The organism is Pseudomonas auratipiscis (assembly GCF_036324085.1).
GTDB classification, from domain to species: Bacteria; Pseudomonadota; Gammaproteobacteria; order Pseudomonadales; family Pseudomonadaceae; genus Aquipseudomonas; species Aquipseudomonas auratipiscis.
In genome coordinates, this window is sequence record NZ_JAZDCU010000005.1 from 93,277 (window position 1) to 110,920 (window position 17,644).

17 protein-coding genes are annotated in these 17,644 nt (G+C 60.4%); 4 read left to right on the forward strand and 13 right to left on the reverse strand.

The genetic code is table 11. The annotated features are described in order from the left end of the window. The 3 genes from V0R60_RS08770 to V0R60_RS08780 all read left to right on the forward strand — a co-directional run bounded on the left by V0R60_RS08770 (window position 1) and on the right by V0R60_RS08780 (window position 2,805). A complete protein-coding gene (locus V0R60_RS08770) occupies window positions 1-1,026 on the forward strand; it encodes a putative 2-aminoethylphosphonate ABC transporter substrate-binding protein (RefSeq protein ID WP_330079161.1) in 1,026 nt (341 codons plus the stop codon). Window positions 1,027-1,112: 86 nt separating this feature from the next. Further along, a complete protein-coding gene (locus V0R60_RS08775; protein WP_330079162.1) occupies window positions 1,113-2,240 on the forward strand; it encodes a TIGR03364 family FAD-dependent oxidoreductase in 1,128 nt (375 codons plus the stop codon). Between the two features lie 10 nt (window positions 2,241-2,250). Further along, window positions 2,251-2,805 (forward strand): phosphonate degradation HD-domain oxygenase, encoded by a 555-nt coding sequence (locus V0R60_RS08780; RefSeq protein WP_330079163.1) that lies wholly within the window; start codon window positions 2,251-2,253, stop codon window positions 2,803-2,805. 65 nt (window positions 2,806-2,870) lie between these two features. Here V0R60_RS08780 and V0R60_RS08785 read toward each other — a convergent pair whose 3' ends face one another. Continuing rightward, window positions 2,871-4,235 (reverse strand): GTPase/DUF3482 domain-containing protein, encoded by a 1,365-nt coding sequence (locus tag V0R60_RS08785; protein ID WP_330079164.1) that lies wholly within the window; start codon window positions 4,233-4,235, stop codon window positions 2,871-2,873. Then, the gene (locus tag V0R60_RS08790) at window positions 4,228-5,619 is read right to left on the reverse strand and encodes a DUF2868 domain-containing protein (protein ID WP_330079165.1); all 1,392 of its coding nucleotides are present in this window, start codon (window positions 5,617-5,619) and stop codon (window positions 4,228-4,230) included. Before V0R60_RS08790 ends, V0R60_RS08785 begins: the two co-directional genes overlap by 8 nt. Window positions 5,620-5,682: 63 nt before the next feature. Here V0R60_RS08790 and V0R60_RS08795 point away from each other — a divergent pair, with 63 nt between their 5' ends. Next, window positions 5,683-6,201: a dihydrofolate reductase gene (locus V0R60_RS08795; protein ID WP_136474013.1), complete on the forward strand. Its 519-nt coding sequence runs from the start codon at window positions 5,683-5,685 to the stop codon at window positions 6,199-6,201. Window positions 6,202-6,282: 81 nt separating this feature from the next. Here the strand turns inward: V0R60_RS08795 and V0R60_RS08800 are convergent, their stop codons facing one another. The 11 genes from V0R60_RS08800 to tcyJ all read right to left on the reverse strand — a co-directional run bounded on the left by V0R60_RS08800 (window position 6,283) and on the right by tcyJ (window position 17,550). Continuing rightward, the gene (locus tag V0R60_RS08800; protein WP_330079166.1) at window positions 6,283-7,674 is read right to left on the reverse strand and encodes an L-cystine transporter; all 1,392 of its coding nucleotides are present in this window, start codon (window positions 7,672-7,674) and stop codon (window positions 6,283-6,285) included. Window positions 7,675-7,847: 173 nt separating this feature from the next. Continuing rightward, a complete protein-coding gene (locus V0R60_RS08805) occupies window positions 7,848-8,492 on the reverse strand; it encodes a methionine ABC transporter permease (protein WP_136474015.1) in 645 nt (214 codons plus the stop codon). Next, entirely contained in the window at window positions 8,482-9,609 is a 1,128-nt protein-coding gene (locus V0R60_RS08810; protein ID WP_330079167.1) for a methionine ABC transporter ATP-binding protein, read from the reverse strand. Before V0R60_RS08810 ends, V0R60_RS08805 begins: the two co-directional genes overlap by 11 nt. 1 nt (window position 9,610) lies before the next feature. Continuing rightward, on the reverse strand, window positions 9,611-10,414 hold the full coding sequence (locus V0R60_RS08815) for a MetQ/NlpA family ABC transporter substrate-binding protein (RefSeq protein WP_330079168.1): 804 nt from the start codon (window positions 10,412-10,414) through the stop codon (window positions 9,611-9,613). Next, window positions 10,407-11,792: an LLM class flavin-dependent oxidoreductase gene (locus V0R60_RS08820; RefSeq protein ID WP_136474018.1), complete on the reverse strand. Its 1,386-nt coding sequence runs from the start codon at window positions 11,790-11,792 to the stop codon at window positions 10,407-10,409. The genes V0R60_RS08815 and V0R60_RS08820 overlap by 8 nt, the downstream gene beginning before the upstream one ends. Then, a complete protein-coding gene (locus tag V0R60_RS08825; protein ID WP_330079169.1) occupies window positions 11,792-12,997 on the reverse strand; it encodes an SfnB family sulfur acquisition oxidoreductase in 1,206 nt (401 codons plus the stop codon). Before V0R60_RS08825 ends, V0R60_RS08820 begins: the two co-directional genes overlap by 1 nt. A 20-nt stretch (window positions 12,998-13,017) precedes the next feature. Further along, complete coding sequence (locus V0R60_RS08830) at window positions 13,018-14,259, reverse strand: SfnB family sulfur acquisition oxidoreductase (protein WP_330079170.1); 1,242 nt, start codon at window positions 14,257-14,259, stop codon at window positions 13,018-13,020. A 176-nt stretch (window positions 14,260-14,435) separates the two neighbouring features. Continuing rightward, window positions 14,436-15,155, reverse strand: coding sequence for a hypothetical protein (locus V0R60_RS08835; RefSeq protein WP_136474021.1), 720 nt, complete (start codon window positions 15,153-15,155; stop codon window positions 14,436-14,438). A gap of 170 nt (window positions 15,156-15,325) precedes the next feature. Next, window positions 15,326-16,087: an L-cystine ABC transporter ATP-binding protein TcyN gene (gene tcyN / locus V0R60_RS08840; protein WP_136474022.1), complete on the reverse strand. Its 762-nt coding sequence runs from the start codon at window positions 16,085-16,087 to the stop codon at window positions 15,326-15,328. Between the two features lie 3 nt (window positions 16,088-16,090). After that, window positions 16,091-16,756, reverse strand: coding sequence for a cystine ABC transporter permease (tcyL, locus tag V0R60_RS08845; RefSeq protein WP_168198502.1), 666 nt, complete (start codon window positions 16,754-16,756; stop codon window positions 16,091-16,093). Then, window positions 16,756-17,550, reverse strand: coding sequence for a cystine ABC transporter substrate-binding protein (tcyJ, locus tag V0R60_RS08850; RefSeq protein ID WP_136474024.1), 795 nt, complete (start codon window positions 17,548-17,550; stop codon window positions 16,756-16,758). Before tcyJ ends, tcyL begins: the two co-directional genes overlap by 1 nt. Window positions 17,551-17,644 lie beyond the last annotated feature (94 nt).

Below are 17,644 nucleotides of genomic sequence, written 5' to 3' on the forward strand. Positions count from 1 at the left end.
ATGTTCAAGCCACTTGCTCTTGCCGCTGCCGTCCTCACTGCGTTCAGCCTGCAGGCGACTGCTGCCGAGACTCAGCTGACGGTCTACACCGCACTCGAAGCTGAACAACTGAAGAGCTACAAGCAGGCCTTCGAAAAAGCCAACCCGGATATCGAGATCAAGTGGGTACGTGATTCAACCGGCATCATCACCGCCAAGCTGTTGGCTGAAAAAGACCGTCCACAGGCTGATGCAGTGTGGGGATTGGCCGCTTCCAGCCTTGCGATCCTCGATCAACAAGGCATGCTGCAAACCTATGCCCCCAAGGATCTGGACAAGATCGGCGGCAACTACCGCGACGCTGCCAACCCACCGGCTTGGGTTGGCATGGATGTCTGGGCAGCGACTATCTGCTTCAACACCATCGAAGCCGAAAAGCAGGGCCTGACCAAACCGGTGAGCTGGCAGGACCTGACCAAGCCCGAGTACAAGGGCAAGATTGTGATGCCTAACCCAGCGTCTTCCGGCACTGGCTTCCTGGATGTCAGCGCCTGGTTGCAGACCTTTGGTGAAGCGCAAGGCTGGGCCTACATGGATGGTCTGCACCAGAACATCGGCCAGTATGTTCACTCCGGATCCAAGCCATGCAAGCTGGCTGCGGCGGGTGAATTCCCTATCGGTATTTCGTTCGAGTACCCGGCTGTACAGCTCAAGCGTCAGGGCGCACCGCTGGACATCGTGCTGCCGAAGGAAGGCCTGGGCTGGGAAATCGAAGCGACTGCCGTACTCAAGGGCAGCAAGCATGAAGACGCCGCCAAGCGCCTGGCCGACTTCTCGGCAAGCCCTGCGGCCATGGAACTGTACAAGGAAAACTTTGCCGTACTCGCCCAGCCGGGGATCGCCAAGCCACAGACCGAACTGCCCGCTGACTACGAACAGCGTTTGATCAAGAACGACTTTGCCTGGGCTTCGAAAAACCGTGACGCCATCCTGGCGGAATGGCGCAAGCGCTATGACGGCAAGTCGGAGAAGGTTGCGCAGCAGTAATACCTTATCGCGGGACAGGCCCATCCTTTGGGGTGAAAGCAAACCTGTTGGGGTGGGCTTGGCCGGCGATCCTCAAGGAGATAGCAATGACCGATCTACTGATTGTCGGCGCCGGCATACTCGGCCTGTCCCACGCCTATGCTGCCGCGCGCCGCGGTCTCAAGGTCACGGTTTTCGAGCGCACCGCCACGCCTTTGGGCGCCTCGGTGCGTAACTTCGGCCAGGCGCTGGTAACGGGCCAACCTCCGGGTGAAATGCTCGAGTTGGCCAAAGCCAGTCGCGGTCTCTGGAAACACTGGTCGCGTCACGCCGGTTTTGAAGTAAGGAGCAATGGTTCGCTGCTGTTTGCGCGCACGGCGCTTGAACAAGAATTGCTGGAAGCCTTCTGCGCCGAGCGCGCGGTGGATCAGGGTTATCAGGTCGAGTTGTTGTCGGGCGCGGCCCTCAACGATCTGTACGACGGTCGCTTTCGTCATCACCGCGCAGCCTTGCGCGGACTGGAAGACCAGCAGTTGTACTCCCGCGAAGCGATTCCCGCGCTGATCCGTTTCCTGGCGCAAGAGTTGGGCGTGACCTTCCACTTCTCCACCCTGGTACGCGATATCCAGCCTGGAAAGGTGTCGACCACTGCCGGGGAATTCAGCGCTGCTCAAATCGTTGTATGTTCTGGGCACGACTACCAGACCTTGCTGGCTGAACCCATCGCCAATCTGCAACCGCAGGTCTGTCGGTTGCAGATGCTGCGAGCCCGCCCATGTTTCAGTCTCGACCTGCAGCATGCCTTGCTCACTGGACTGAGCGGTGTGCACTACGGTGCCTTTGCCGATCTGCCCCAGGCCCAGGCGCTGAAGGCACAATTGCAGGCCGATAGCCCGCACCTGATGGAGCACGGTATTCACTTGCTGATCAGCCCCACACCCCATGGTGAGCTGATCATTGGTGACTCGCATGCCTACGGCAGCGATGCCTCGCCGTTCAATGCAGAGCAAATCGATGATTGGATGATCGAACTGGCAGAGCACACCCTCGGTGGTCGTATCGAAGTGGTCGAACGCTGGCAGGGCGTCTATGGTTCTGGCGGGCCGGGACCATTTTCGTTGCTGCAGGTGGCGCCAGGGGTCAATGCCGCGCTTATGCACAGCGGTGTCGGCATGAGCGTTGGGCCGGCGTTGGCCGAGCGACATATCGCTCGGCTGTTCAACGAAACCGTTTGAGGGGATGACGATGAGAACAGCCGAACAGGTTGTTAGCCAGATTTTCGCCCTGTATCAGCAGCATGGCGATGAGGACTACATCGGCGAGCCGGTGTCGCAGTTGGAGCACATGTCCCAGGCCGCTAAATTGGCGCTGGACGAGGGATTTGATGATGAAGTGGTGCTGGCAGCGTTCTTCCACGACATCGGCCATATCTGCGGCGGTGCCGAGGGCAATATGGGCGGCTATGGTGTGGTCAGCCACGAACAGGTGGGCGCCAACTACCTGCGCAACTGTGGGTTCAGCGAGCGCCTGACGAAGCTGGTGCAATACCACGTTGAAGCCAAGCGCTACCTTACATTGCGCAAGCCGGGCTACTACCAGCGATTGAGTGAGGCCAGCCGCCGTACCCTGGAGTATCAGGGTGGGGTAATGAGCGAGGCCGAGGCGGATGCATTCGAGCGTGACCCGTTGTGCAAGGTAAGCCTGCGCATGCGCGAGTGGGATGAGTTGGCCAAGGAGATGCATGTGCCAGTGATTGACTTGAATATGCTCAAGTCCAAGGCATTGGCGCTGTTGCATTGATACATCGTGGGGCAAGCTTGATGACCACTATCCCAGTGGCAACTGGCTTGCTCCGCGATAGGGTCCTAAAGCTCTTGGACCAAGCTGTCGATCTGCTCCTGGCGCTCAGGCTGATTGATCCGCGCCCCTGGATTCAATGACGACCATTGTGGATGCGCTCGCGCTTTGCTCAAGGCCTCCGGCAACTTGCCCTCACGCCAACTCTGCTCTTGTGGTGTGCTCAACTTGATCCTTTCCATAGCGGCATGACCGCGGCTATCCAGGGCTTGGATCAGTTGGTGCTGGCGCAACGCCAACAAGCGCAGAACACTGTCATCGACCGTCAATTCGCGCTGTCCCTTAAGCTTACCCAGCAAGCGTGAGCCGTAGCTACGCGCAGTCTGTAAAGCGCCACCGGCAATGGCACCGGCCAGCGCTGCGGCGCCCAAGGTCAAACCGCCTACCAGCAGATCGACGCCGGCACCGGCAGCAGCCCCTGCGGCCACGCCACTGCCTAGACGCACCCCCAGAAGTTTGAGGGTCTCGGGGTTGAACAGGTCATCGCCCCAGCGTCCGTCGAGCAGCGGCAAATCGCTGGCGCTGGCATCGTCCTTGCGAAAGGCATACAGCTTGAGCAAGGCCTCGACGCAACGTTGTTCACGTTGGCGAACATCCTTGCGCAACGCCTCGATCGCCACGCCTTGCGCGCCAGGTTCGGCCACCACGCTACGGCGGCACGCGGCACAATCTATCAACAGTTCGGCAATCAGGCGTTTGGCGCTGTGCTGACGGGCCAGGCGCTGGGCGTGCTGATCGTCGATCAGGCGTTGCAGCGCGGGGCGAGATTTCTCCAGCATCAGTGCCAGGCTTTCATAAAGCCGTCGCTCGCCATCTTCCGGTGGCGCGACGCTGTCGAAACGCACCAGCGCATGCAAGCCAAGCCGCGCCAGTGCTTCACGCCAGGCGGGCTCGCGATGGTCGCTACTGGCGACAAAATTGAGCACCGGCAGTAGCGGTTTGCCGCAGCTGGCAAGCACTTCCAACTCGTCGCGGTACTTGGCCAACACCGGTTCACGTGCATCGATTACATACAGGCCAGCATCACTGGCGAGCAGTTGGCGTACCACCTTGGCTTCTTGCTCAAAGCGTTGGCGCGCTTCACTGCCCTGAAGAAAGCGCTCCAGCCGCGCCGGGCCGTCCAGGCGCTCGCCAGGACGCTCCAGGCGTTCGAGGTAGTCGAGCAGGGCGATAGCGTCTTCCAGCCCTGGGGTGTCGTAAAGCTCCAGTAACGGTTCGCCGCCCACCGATAGTCGCGCACCTTCCACATGGCGAGTAGTGCTGGGCCGATGGGATACTTCGCCAAAGCCGACATCACGGGTGAGGGTACGCAACAACGACGTCTTGCCGACGTTGGTGTGGCCAACCACGGCCAGTCTCAGCGGCTTAGTCATGGCCATGCTCCAGCCAGTTCAGCGGGACGCTGTCGGAATGCACAAGCCCCAGTTGGTCCAGCGCCTGATGCCAGTCGCCGAGGCGATCGGCATCCAACGCCTGCCCAGGCAGCGCTTGCAGCAACCATATGCGTGTAGCACCGGCATTGCGGGCGAGTTCGGCGAGCAACGCCAGACTGCCACGATCCGGTGAGCGCCGCGGGTCACAAGCAATGACCAGGCGTGCCGGGGGAAAGCGGCTGAGTTGCTCAAGCAACTTATTGCGCGACTCACGGCTGTCGAGTATTCCGGCATTGTTGACGGTGGCGGGCAGGGCGGGTGGCCACGGCCGCTGGTCGTCCAGTTCCAGGCCAACCAGCAAGGCACCGTCGGAGTGCTCGTCACCCACACCACGGACAATCTGCGGCAGGGAATCCGGGGCTGCGTCGTTAACGCCAAGGCGCTCGCTGCTGGGCATCAGCGCTTCACGCAATTGGCTATAGCCTGGAAGGTTGATGTCCAGGCTCAAACGCTTGCGGCCACTGCGCCAGCGCCACAGGCACAGCGCGGCCAGCAGCAGCCGTGGAGCAATACCGAACACCAGCAACACGCCGAGCAACCAGCTAGCCCAGGCCTGACGGGCCAGTTCCACGGCGGGTTGGCTGTCGCCACTGGCGCGGATCATGGCCATGTCCGGTACGTTGAAACCGAGCAGGGCAGGCAAGGCGCCGAGGGCTTGGGTCAGGGCTACGAAGGTATCGGCACCGAGAATGGTCGTTTCCCAAACGAAGCCGTAGCGCCGAGTGGCGAGCAGGATCAGCAGCATCACCAAGGCTGTGCCGAGGGCCACCAGCCACAGGCCATGGACCAGCAGGCCCAGTAGCCAGCGATTGAGTTTTTGCCGCTGCAGCAACACCAGCAGGGCGGGAGCCAAATGCACGGCCTGGGCATCACGGGCAAATTTTTCACTGAGCCACAACCACAGCCTGCCCAGGGTCGCCCCTTGTTCCCCGGCGAAGAAGAAGCCGAGCGCCCATCCGCCCAGCAACAGCAGGTTCAAGCCCAGCAGGCTACCCAGCGCCCAGAACACATTCACCGGGCGCTGGCTGTCGCCCAGGGCGGCCAGGGCCAGGCCAGCGCCGCTGAGTATCGCCAGCAGCAGCAACAGCGCCAGTGCCAAGCGGGCACCTTGCTTCCAGCGTTGCAGGGCGCTGCGCATGCCATCGCGCTCGGCCAGCCACAAGGCTCGATGCTCAATGCGTGTTGGCAGGTCACCGCCCGCTTGGCGGGCGTGGCGGTTGGCTTCCTGGTCGTCCAGAAGGCCTGCATGTTCCTCACGCAGGCGTACTGCTTCAGTGAGCCAGCGTTTGTCCAGGTCAGTCAGTGCAGTCACGCGGTCTTCCATTGATCAAGTCAGCCCAAAGCATAACCCAGGCGCGGAAGAACGGGCTTTGCTATCCTCGCGGACATGAAAACATCACTTCCCCTCAGCCTGATCGCGGCGCTCGCCGAGAACCGTGTGATCGGCATCGACAACAGCATGCCCTGGCACCTGCCGGGGGACTTCAAGTATTTCAAAGCTACCACCCTGGGCAAGCCAATCATCATGGGGCGCAAGACCTGGGATTCGCTCGGCCGGCCGTTGCCTGGACGTTTGAACCTGGTGGTCAGCCGCCAGCCAGGGCTGCAGCTCGAAGGCGCACAGGTGTTCGACTCACTCGACGCGGCCATGCTGCGGGCCGAGCAATGGGCGCTGGAACAGGGCGTGGATGAGCTGATGCTGATTGGCGGCGCGCAACTCTACACCCAAGCCATCGAGCGAGGCCTGGCTGATCGGTTGTATTTGACGCGGGTCGAATTGAACCCGGAAGGGGATGCGTGGTTTCCAGCGTTCGATGCGGCGCAATGGACGCTCGCGTCGACGCAGGCAAATCCGGCGGAAGGTGACAAGCCGGCCTACCACTTCGAGGTCTGGGAAAAGGCCTGATTCACTTGGTAGGAGTGGGCTTGCCCCGCGACAAGGCGGCAAATAACCTGCCGGCCTATCGCGGGCCAAGCCGCTCTGGCGTTAGCTGTGGCTCAGTTCGGCATGTTCGTCGGTGCCCAGCACCTGGCGATCTGTTTGCTTGAGCATCTGGCTGGTAATCGCCCCTGCGGTCATCGAACCGTTCACGTTCAATGCCGTACGCCCCATGTCGATCAGCGGCTCGACCGAGATCAGCAACGCCACCAGTTCTACCGGCAAGCCCATGGCCGGCAGCACGATCAGCGCGGCAAAGGTCGCACCGCCACCGACGCCGGCAACACCGGCCGAACTCAGGGTGACGATTGCCACCAGCGTTGCGATCCACAGTGGGTCGAGCGGGTTGATACCAACTGCTGGAGCCACCATCACCGCCAGCATTGCCGGGTACAAACCGGCGCAGCCGTTCTGGCCAATGGTCGCGCCGAACGAAGCGGCAAAGCTTGCGATCGACTGTGGAATGCCCAGGCGCAGGGTTTGCGCTTCGATGCTCAGCGGGATGCTGGCAGCACTGGAGCGGCTGGTGAAAGCGAAGGTCAGCACCGGCCAGACTTTGCGGAAGAAGCGCAGTGGATTGACGCCGCTGATCGCCAGCAACACGCCATGCACCACAAACATCAGCCCCAGGCCGATGTACGAAACCACCACAAAGCTGCCGAGCTTGAGGATGTCGTCAAGGTTCGAGCTGGCAACCACCTTGGTCATCAGGGCCAACACGCCATACGGGGTGAGCTTCATCACCAGGCGCACCAGACGCATGGTCCAGGCTTGCAGGGTGTCGATAGCGACCAGGGCGCGATTTCCTTTTTCGGCATCATCCTTGAGCAATTGCAGGGCGGCCATGCCAAGGAACACGGCAAAGATCACTACGCTGATGATCGACGTCGGCTTGGCGCGCGCCAGGTCGCCCACCGGGTTGCTGGGGATGAACGACAGCAGCAGTTGCGGGATATTCAGGTCTGCGACCTTGCCCACGTAATCGCTCTGGATAGCCTGCATGCGTGCGGTTTCGGCGGTGCCTGCCACTAGACCGTCGGCGGTCAGCCCGAACAAATTGGTCAGCCCGATACCGATCAGCGCGGCGATGGCCGTGGTGAACAGCAGAGTGCCGATGGTCAGGAAGCTGATTTTGCCCAGTGAAGAAGCATTGTGCAGCCGCGCCACAGCGCTGAGGATCGAAGCGAAGATCAGCGGCATGACGATCATTTGCAGTAACTGCACGTAGCCGTTGCCTACTAAATCGAGCCAACTGATGGTGGCCTTGAGTACCGGATTGCCAGCGCCATAAATGGTATGCAGGGCAGCACCGAACAGCACGCCCAGAACCAGGCCGACCAATACCTTCTTGGCCAGGCTCCAGTTGCCATGACGGGTTTGCGCCAGGCCTAGCAGCAATGCCAGGAACGCCAGCAGATTGAGAGACAGCGGCAGATTCATTGAAGCTCCAGGGGATAACGCGGGGAATCGCCTCTGTGTGCGATTGCGAACAGAAATGCTAACAGCATGAAAACGAACGAATTTATATCAAAAAGTAATTTGCTTAGTCGTTTTTGGAATATGAAGGGTGTGCGTAAGCCTGTGATGCTGGCTCACGCAGCTATCGTCGTCGCCTAGCGCTTGTTCAGGCCTTTGGCCAAGCGGTCCCCGCCAAGCTGTATCAATGCCACCAGCACCACCAGCATGACAATCACGGTGAGCATGATCTGGCTGTCGAAACGCTGGTAGCCATAGCGATAGGCAATGTCGCCCAAGCCGCCTGCACCGATGGCGCCGGCCATGGCCGAGGAATTGATCATGGTCACCAGGGTGATGGTGAAGCCGCCGACGATGCCCGGCAGGGCTTCGGGCAATAATACGTGCCAGACGATATGCCAGCGTCGGCAACCCATGGCTTGCGCCGCTTCGATCAGGCCGTGGTCAACTTCACGCAAGCTGACTTCGGCGATTCGGGCAAAGAACGGCGTAGCGGCAATGGTCAGCGGCACTACCGCGGCCCACACGCCATAAGTGGTACCGACGATCAGGCGAGTGAAGGGAATCAGCGCGACCATCAGGATCAGGAACGGAATCGAGCGGAACAGGTTAACGAAGGCGCCCAGTACCCGGTTCAAGGTGGGGGCTTCGAAGATCCCGCCCTTGCCACTGGTAACCAGAATCACCGCCAAGGGAATCCCGGCAAGCAAGGCAATCAATGATGACACCCCGACCATCAACAGGGTATCGAGTACGCCCTGAAGCAGGCGATCAGTCCACATAACCCAGTACCTCTACTTGAGTGGCCCATTGGCGGGCGCGTTCGATGATCTGCGCGTGGCTGTGCGGTGAATCCGCTACCGACAGCACCAACTGCCCCAGCGCACGCCCCTGGATCGGCTCGATGCCTCCCTGCAGCAGGCTGATCCGCCCGCCGAGGCTGGCAAACAATGTGGATAACTCCGGTGCCTGGCGTTGCGTTCCAGCAATCTTGAGGTTCAATACCAAGCCTGCCTCGGCACTGCCCGGCTGCGCTTGCAGACGGGCCTGCAGGTCGGGTGGTAAAGCGGTTTGCAACGGTGCCAGCAAGGTTTTGCTGACCTCATGCCGTGGGTCGCCGAACACTTGCCATACGGCACCTTGCTCAACGATACGCCCGCGCTCTAGCACCACTACTCGATGGCAGACATCGCGGATGACTGCCATCTCGTGAGTAATCAGCACCACGGTCAGGCCCAGGCGTTGGTTGATGTCGCGCAGAAGCTCGAGAATGGAGGCAGTGGTTTCCGGGTCGAGGGCTGAGGTCGCTTCATCGCAGAGAAGAATATCCGGGTCGTGTACCAACGCCCGGGCGATACCGACGCGTTGCTTCTGCCCCCCCGACAGTTGTGCCGGGTAGGCATGGTGCTTGTGTTCGAGGCCTACCAACGCCAGCAACTCGGCTACCTTGCGTTGGCGCTGGACCTTGGGCACGCCAGCGACCTTGAGCGGCAGTTCGACGTTCTGCCAAACGGTTTTCGCCGACATCAAATTGAAGTGTTGAAAGATCATGCCGATGCGTCGGCGCAGGCGTACCAGACGGTCTTCATCGAACACGCCGATGTCCACCTGGTCGATCAGCACGCGGCCGCTGCTGGGTTGTTCGAGACGATTGATGGTGCGGATCAACGACGACTTACCAGCGCCGCTACGCCCGATGATGCCAAAAATCTCACCGCGCTGAATGTTCAGATCGATGGCTTCCAGTGCTGGTGCGCCTTGTCCCGGATAGGTCTTGCTCAAGCCGATAAAGCGCACATGGGCATTGCTCGACTCAGGATGCAGTGCTCGTTGTTCAGCCTGATGCAGTGGTGCGAAAGCGTGCTCCTTGGGCACCTCGAGGGCGGTAGCAGCACTCATTTCAGCTCTCCCAACCGGGTTGGTAGAGCTTGCCGTGGGCCTTCTCCAGGGCGGCACGTACCGCAGCCGAGTGCTGGTAAATGTCGATGAACTTGGCCAGGCGTGGGTCATCTTTGGTCTGCGGACGGATGACGAACTGAATCACATACTCCTTGTGGTCCAGGCCATCGAACAACAACGCCGAGGCGGCATCGAAGGTGTTGGCCAGGCGAATGTAGGCCGGATAGCCCTGGACCAGGTCAGCATCGTCATAGGCACGTACCAACTGCACCGCCTCGACCTGGAGAATCTTCAACTGCTTGGGGTTGGCGATGATGTCCTCTTCGCTAGCCTTGTAGCCAACCCCCGGCTTGAGGCTTATCAGTCCGGCCTTGGCCAACAGTTGCAGACCGCGACCGCTGTTGATCGGGTCGTTGGCGATCGCGACGCTGGCGCCTTGTGGCAGTTCATCGAAGCTTTTGTACTTTTTCGAATACAAGCCGACGTTGTTGATGATGCCCGGTGCATAGGGCACCAGATCAAAACCGGCGGCAGCCTTGGCGTTTTCCAGGAAGGGGATGTGCTGGAAGTAGTTCACGTCGATATCGCCGCTGGCCAGGCTTACATTTGGAGCTATCCAATCGCTGAACTCGATCAGTTCGACACTAAGGCCCTGTTTTTTCGCTTCGCTGACGGCGGCTTCCAGCGGGATGGCAAAGGCTGCAGTGGTGCCCACTTTCAGCGCCTCAGCGGCATGGCTGCTGCCAATTAGACCAAGGGCCAGGGCCAGGGCCGCCACGGGGCGGGCAAAGAAGGTCTTAAGCATGCTGGTGCGCTCCTGTCTGGGCGGTGTGGCGATAGCTGGCGCCGGGGTGGTCGGCGGGCAGCAGGGAGTGGTCACTGGCGAAGAGTTTTTCGCGCAGGCTGCCGGGTTCGTAGGCAGTCTTGTAGGAACCTCGGCGTTGCAGCTCGGGTATCACCAGGTCGATGAAATCGATGTAGCTTTCCGGGGTTACCGTGCGGGTCAGGTTGAAGCCATCCAGGCCGGTATCGGCAATCCAGCTTTCCAGCGCGTCGGCAACCTGAGTCGGTGAGCCGACAATGGTGACGTAGCGCCCGCCCAGGGCATGCTGGTCAAGCAGTTTGCGGCGGGTCCAATCGTTGTTCTGCAAGGCTTTGGTGGCCGACTGAATAGCGTTGCTTTTGACGTACTGGATAGGCTCGTCCAGCTCGTATTGTGAAAAGTCGATTCCGGTCGAGCTGGCAAAGTGTGCGACCCCAGCTTCGGCGCTAGCGTAGTGCAGGTACTCGGCATGTTTGGCCCAGGCTTGTTCTTCACTGCGGGCAACAATCACGGTAAGGCCCATGAACACCTTGATCGCCTCTGGATCACGGCCGGCGGCCACAGCACTGGCACGCACCTTGTCGACCTGGGCGCGTGTGCCTTCCTTGGTCTGGCCGCTGATGAACACGCATTCGGCATGGTTACCGGCAAAGCCCAGGCCACGCTCGGAGCTTCCCGCCTGGAACAGCACCGGCGTGCGCTGCGGCGAAGGCTCGCACAGGTGGTAGCCGTCGACCCGGTAGAACTCTCCCTGATGGTTGACCTTGTGGACCTTGTGCGGGCGGGCGTAGACCCGTTGCTGGCGATCGTTGATCACCGCACCGTCTTCCCAGCTACCTTCCAGCAGCTTGTACAGCACCTGCATATACTCGTCGGCCTGATCGTAGCGGCGGTCGTGTTCAGTTTGCTGCTCAAGGCCCATGGCCCTAGCTGCGCTGTCCAGATAACCGGTGACGATGTTCCAGCCGACGCGGCCGCGACTCAAGTGGTCGAGGGTCGAGAGCTTGCGGGCGAACAGGTAGGGCGGCTCGTAAGTGAGGTTGGCGGTCAGGCCGAAGCCCAGGTGCCGGGTTACCGCGGCCATCGCCGAAACCAGCAGCAGCGGGTCGTTGACCGGCAACTGGATCGACTCTTTGAGCGGCACCTCGACGCTGTCCTGGTAGACGTCGTAGACGCCGACGATATCGGCGATGAACAACCCGTCGAACAGTCCGCGCTCAAGTAACTGGGCAAGCTCGGTCCAGTACTCGAGGGTCTTGTACTGGGTGGAGGTGTCTCGCGGGTGAGTCCACAAACCGTGGTTGATGTGCCCGATGCAGTTCATGTTGAAGGCATTGAGCAGGATCTTTTTCCGGGTCATCAGATGGTCCCCCGCAGCGGTGGGTTCTCATCGTTGAGGTAGTAGTTGCCGATGGCGTGGTACTTCCAGCGCACCGGGTCATGCAGGGTGTGCACGCGAGCATTGCGCCAGTGGCGATCGAGGCCGTGTTCGGCGAGGGTCGCCTGGCTTCCGGCCAGTTCGAACAGAGTGCTGCCAGCTGCCAGGGATATCTCGGTGCTGATCGCCCGGGCCTCGGCAACGGCGATGGACGCCGCGGCTACGGTGCTGGCATTCGGGTCGGCCTGGGCCTGATCGAGAAACTCGCCGGCACGCTCAAGCAACGCCTCGGCTGCGTGCAAGCGGATCGCCAGATGACCGAAGGACTTCAACGTCAATGGATCTTCACTGGCCTGATCACTGCCTGAGTCGATCCAGGGGCGGCTGCGGGTGCGCACGAACTGCAGGGCATCTTCATAGGCGGCGCGGGCGATGCCGGTGTCGATCGCCGCATGGAGAATCTGCGCCAGCGGGCCGACAGGCGTAGGTCGTTCAAAGGCACTCTGGAAGGGCAGCACATCCTGGGCATCGACCCGGACATTCTCGAACAGTACCGAGCCGCTGCCGGTGGTGCGTTGACCAAAACCGCTCCAGTCGTCGATCACTTGCAGTCCTTCACTCTCGGCTGGGACGAATACCAGATGTTGCACGCCGTTTTCATCCACTACCGAGGTGGGAATGCGCTGGGCATAGAGCGCACCGGTGGCGTAGAACTTGCGCCCGTTTATGCGGTAGGCGTCGCCGTCGCGGCTCAATGCCGTGGTCCGATCATGAGCGGTCTTGGTGCCCAGTTCGGCCAGGGCATTGCCAAAGCGTTGGCCGGCCAGTACTTCGGCGTACAGGCGCTGCTGTTGCGCGAGGCTGCCATTTACGCGCAGCACCTCTAGGGCATAGAAATGGTTTTGTGGAATTTGTCCAAGCGATCCGTCGGCCTGGGCGATGCGGGCAATGACCTTGGCCAGGGTGACGTTCGAAACACCCGCGCCGCCAAAAGCTTTGGGAACGCTGATTGCCCATAGCCCAGAGTGGGAAAAGAGTGCCAGCTCCGGGTGTGGCAGGCGCCGTTCACGGTCACGCAGGGCGCTGTCGCGACGCAGTTGAACGGCAACTTCCTCGGCAATGTGTAAAGCCTGGGCGTCAGTGTGGATGACCGCGACGTTTTCGTGCGGTTGCGGCAGAAGGCTCATATAAAGCTCCAGTGGTCTGGTTAAATCCAGGAATGCCGGGCAGGCAACGTACCGTTGAGGTGGTAGGCGCCAACGGCGTGGTATTTCCAGCGCACTGGATCGTGGAGGGTGTGGACCCGGGCGTTACGCCAATGCCGGTCGAGGTTGAACTCGGCGAGGGTGGCGCGGCTACCGGCAAGCTCGAAGAGCTTCTCGCTGGCCAGCAGGGCAATCTCGGTGGTCAGCACTTTGGCTTCGGCCACCGCAATCGAGGCGCGCGCAGCCGAGGCTGCATCGATCGGCGCTGCGCTGACTTCATCGAGGGTGCGCGCCGCCTTGCTCAGCAAGGCCAGGGCAGCGTGCAACTCAAGTTGCAGGCGTCCGATGTCGGCGATTACATAGAGATCTTCGCTGGCGCGCTCGACCTTGGCATCGATCCAAGGTCGCGAGCGTTCGCGCACGAAGCTGATGGCGTCGGCGACGGCTTCCTGGGCGATACCGGCGTCGATGGCGGCCTGGATCAGTTGAGAAACGGCGCCTTGAATGTTAGGCACCTCGTTCTGCCGCCAATTGTCGATCACCAGTTCAGGGTCTACCTGAACCCGGTCCAGCAGCACGGTGCCGCTGGCCGTCGTGCGTTGGCCAAAACCGGACCAGTCGTCGACGATCCGTAGCCCTGGGGTGCCGCGACGAACAAAAGCCATCACCTGGCGGCCTTCATCGTTCAGCGCCTTGACTGCCACCCAGTGGGCGAACAGTGCGCCAGTGGAATAGAACTTCTGTCCGCTGAGCAGATAATGATCGCCCTCGCGGGTAATCCGCGCCTTGAGCTCCAAGGTGTGCTTGCTGCCGCGCTCGGGGCCGGCATTGCCGATGCGCCAGCCGTCGAGCACCGACTTGAACAGCAACGTCTTTTGCCGTTCGCTGGCGGTGCCTTGGAGCAACTGAAGGATGCCGAACTGATTCTGCGGAATCTGTCCCAGCGCCGGATCGGCTGCGCTGATGATGCGAAACACCTCGGCAAGGGTGACAAAAGACACCTGCGCACCGCCGTAGGCATGGGGAATGGAAATGCTGCCCAGGCCACTGCGGGTGAACTGTTCAATTTCTGCCCAGGGCAGTTTGCGTTGTTGATCGCGTCGTGCTGCCTGACTGCGCGCTGTTTCGGCCAGCTCGTGCGCGGCCTGCAAGGCTTGTGCGTCGGTGCTCAGCACGGTGGCTGGCAACAGCCGCGGGGCGCTATCAAGATCGCTTTGGACGTTTGTATCTGCCAGATTGGACATCAGTACCGCTCCTTGGCTGTACTCAATGCCCTGGCGTTACGCACTGGGGTGATTGTGTTCCCGACCATACCTTACCTCACGTATTGAAGAGGTCGGCGCAATGCGCGCCGACTGAATGCGCTGGTCCGGTGGTCCGGTGCATATACCCTAAAGCTGTATAAAAATTAAATAAACTATCATTTTGGAATATGAATAGAAGTACCCGGTAGTCGCTCGGCGAACACCTGTAATTGCCTGGCACAAGCCCATCTAGAGCGGTTGCCGACGCGATCCAGAATGCAGTAACTCAGTTGCAGGTGCGGGTCTGGTCCCCATTCCTGAATCAACGCCAACGGAATGTTCGCCTGGATCGGTTTGCCTACTTGATGCGCATGCAACGGCGGCAAGTCCAGACGCAGATCGCCCCAGCACAGGGTAATGTGGTCGCCACTGGCCATGTTCGAATAAGGCGCCAATGTGCAAGGCAGGTCGTGGTTCAGGGCATCGAGAAAAAGGCCGTGACGGCGCACCCGTGCGGCCAATTGCAATGGCTGAAGCTGCGCGTGGTCGCTGTTGCCTCCTGGGCAGTCGAGTTTGGCGAACACCTGTAACTCGGGCGAACGTATTGGACGGTGACCCGGTGTCAGCAAGCGGTAGTGCAGGCGGTGTATGCCGTTGTGCAATAGATGGCCAGGTATGGGTATATCGATCAAGCCCGGCACTTCATCGATGCGCAGGGTGTGGGCACTGACAAATCGTGGCCCCCAGAAGATGGCCAATAGATCACCGGCTTGCATCGGCGGCTCAATGACTATGCGCGCCTGTAATCGGGCGGCGCTATGGCGCCCGATACCGCCAGCGTGGATGCCGGGGAGGGACGGAGGGGGTAATTCGCTTGCTTGGCTGACGTTGGGCATAACGCGCATCCTTGGCATGAATAGCTGCGGGATTGGCGGTTATTAGTCAGCGAGCGGGAAGGATCAAGCCTGAATGCTGCCTTCTTGCCAGGCCGCGGCAAACTTCGGATCAAGCCTACGCCTGCAGTGGGTTTGCAGGCGCAGCGCAAGCTGTGAATCTGGCGGGGAATTCAGTACCCGGTGTTTTGCGTACCGAGAAACTTGCCCAGAAACTGCCGGGTACGTTCTTCCCGGGGATGGGCGAACAGCGCCCGCGCCTCGCCCTGTTCGACAATCACACCCTTGTCGAAAAAAATCACTCGATTGGCGACATCGCGGGCAAAGCTCATTTCGTGAGTGACGATAATCATGGTGCGCTTTTCCTCGGCCAGGCTGCGGATGGTCGCCAGCACCTCTCCGACCAACTCAGGGTCAAGTGCCGAGGTTGGCTCGTCGAAGAGAATCACCTCAGGCTCCATCGCCAGCGCACGGGCAATCGCTACCCGTTGCTGCTGGCCACCGGAAAGCTTGCGCGGATAGGAAGCCTCCTTGCCTGCCAGGCCGACCTTGGCCAACAGTTTCATGCCCAGGGCCACCGCTTGTTCGCGAGGCGTCTGTTTGACCACCAGCGGACCTTCGATGACGTTTTCCAGGGCTGTGCGATGGGGAAACAGGTTGAAGTTCTGGAACACGAACCCGACTTGCTGGCGCAGCTTGCGGATCAGCCCTTGCTGCTGCTTGAGGGGGCGGTTGGCATCGATCGTCACATCACCCACCTGGATCAGGCCGCTGTTGGGTGTTTCCAACAAATTCAGGCAACGCAGGAAGGTGGTCTTGCCCGAGCCACTGGGGCCAATGATGGCAATAACCTCACCGGCCTCGACCTTCAGGCTGATCTCCTTCAGAACTGTCTGGCCGTTGAACTGCTTGCTCAGTCGCTCTACCACGATCATGCCTCAGGACTCCTGGTCGTGCCGGTTGACTCGCGCTTCCAGGCGGTTCTGGAAGTGCGCAAGAATGCTGGCCAGTACCCAGTAGATGAGGGCGGCGGCAAGGTACATGGTGAAAATTTCAAAGGTCCGTGCCGTGATCAACTGCGCCTGGCGGAACAGCTCTGGCACCTGAATAGTGGCGGCCAGGGCAGTGTCCTTGACCAATGAAATAAAGCTGTTGCCCAGGGGCGGCAAGGCGGTGCGGGCTGCCTGCGGCAGAATTGCCCGGCGCATGGCCTGACCGCGGGTCATGCCGATACTGGCCGCAGCCTCCCATTGGCCTCGATCGATCGAGCCGATAGCGGCGCGTAGAATCTCACAAGCGTAGGCGGCCATGTTCAGCGAGAAGCCGATCAGCGCTGCTGGCAGCGGGTCCAGTTCCAGCCCCAATTGCGGCAGGCCGTAATAGATCATGAACAACTGGACCAGCAGCGGTGTGCCGCGAAAGAACGACACATAGACCCGCGCTGTCCAGCTCAGCAGCTTGAGAGATGACAGGCGCATCAGCGCCAGGCCGAAACCCAGCAACAGACCGAAGAACATCCCGCCAAGGCTGAGGATGACGGTGTAGTACGCGCCCTTGAGTAGAAAGGGCGCGCTGTCCAGCGCAAGCTGCAGGCTTTCTTCGATCATTTAGTCACGTCGGCGCCAAAGTACTTCTCGGACAGTTTGCTCAGCGTGCCGTCGGCGCGCAGTTTGTCCAGTGCCTTGTTGATGGCGTCGAGCAGTTCTGGCTCGCCCTTGCGCAGGGTGACGCCCGACTCCAGGCGCGAGAAGGCGTCTCCGGTAATGCTGGTGTCCTTGGCCTTCTTGGCATATTCGAGGGCGGCCAGGCGGTCGATCAAGGTCGCGTCGATGCGGCCGACACGCAGGTCCTGGAATTTGGTTGGGTCGTCGTCGTAGGTCTTGATCACCGCCTGTGGGACGTTCTCTTTGAGCCACTGCTCATAGTTTGTCCCCAGGCCTACCCCGACTTTCTTGCCGGCAAGGTCTGCGGCAGTCTTGATATTGAGCTCATCCTTTTTCTTGGTCAGGACCAGCGCCTGAATACCGGAAACGGTATAAGGCTGAGAGAAGTCGTACTTCTTTTTGCGCTCGTCAGAGATGGTCACCTGATTGATCACCACATCAAGGCGCTTGGACTCAAGGGCTGCGAGAATGCCGTCCCATTTGGTCGGTTGCAGCTTGGCTTTGACGCCCAGCTCCTTGGCCAGCGCCTCCGACAGCTCCACTTCGAAACCGGCCAGCTTGCCATCGGCATCGACGAAACTGAACGGCGGATAGGTGCCCTCCAGGCCGACGCTGATCGTGCCCTTGTCCTTGATCGTCTTCAACTGCTCGCCGGCAACGGCCTGACCGAGCAGACTGGCGCCCAGCAGCAGGGCAACGCCCGCATTGAGAATCTGTTTACCGATTACTGTCATGACGAAGCCCCAACGTTATTGTGGTGTGGAAGGCGACTATAGGGTGACGCTAATAGGTTTAAAAATAATATAAATCAATTTTGTTATTCTTTTT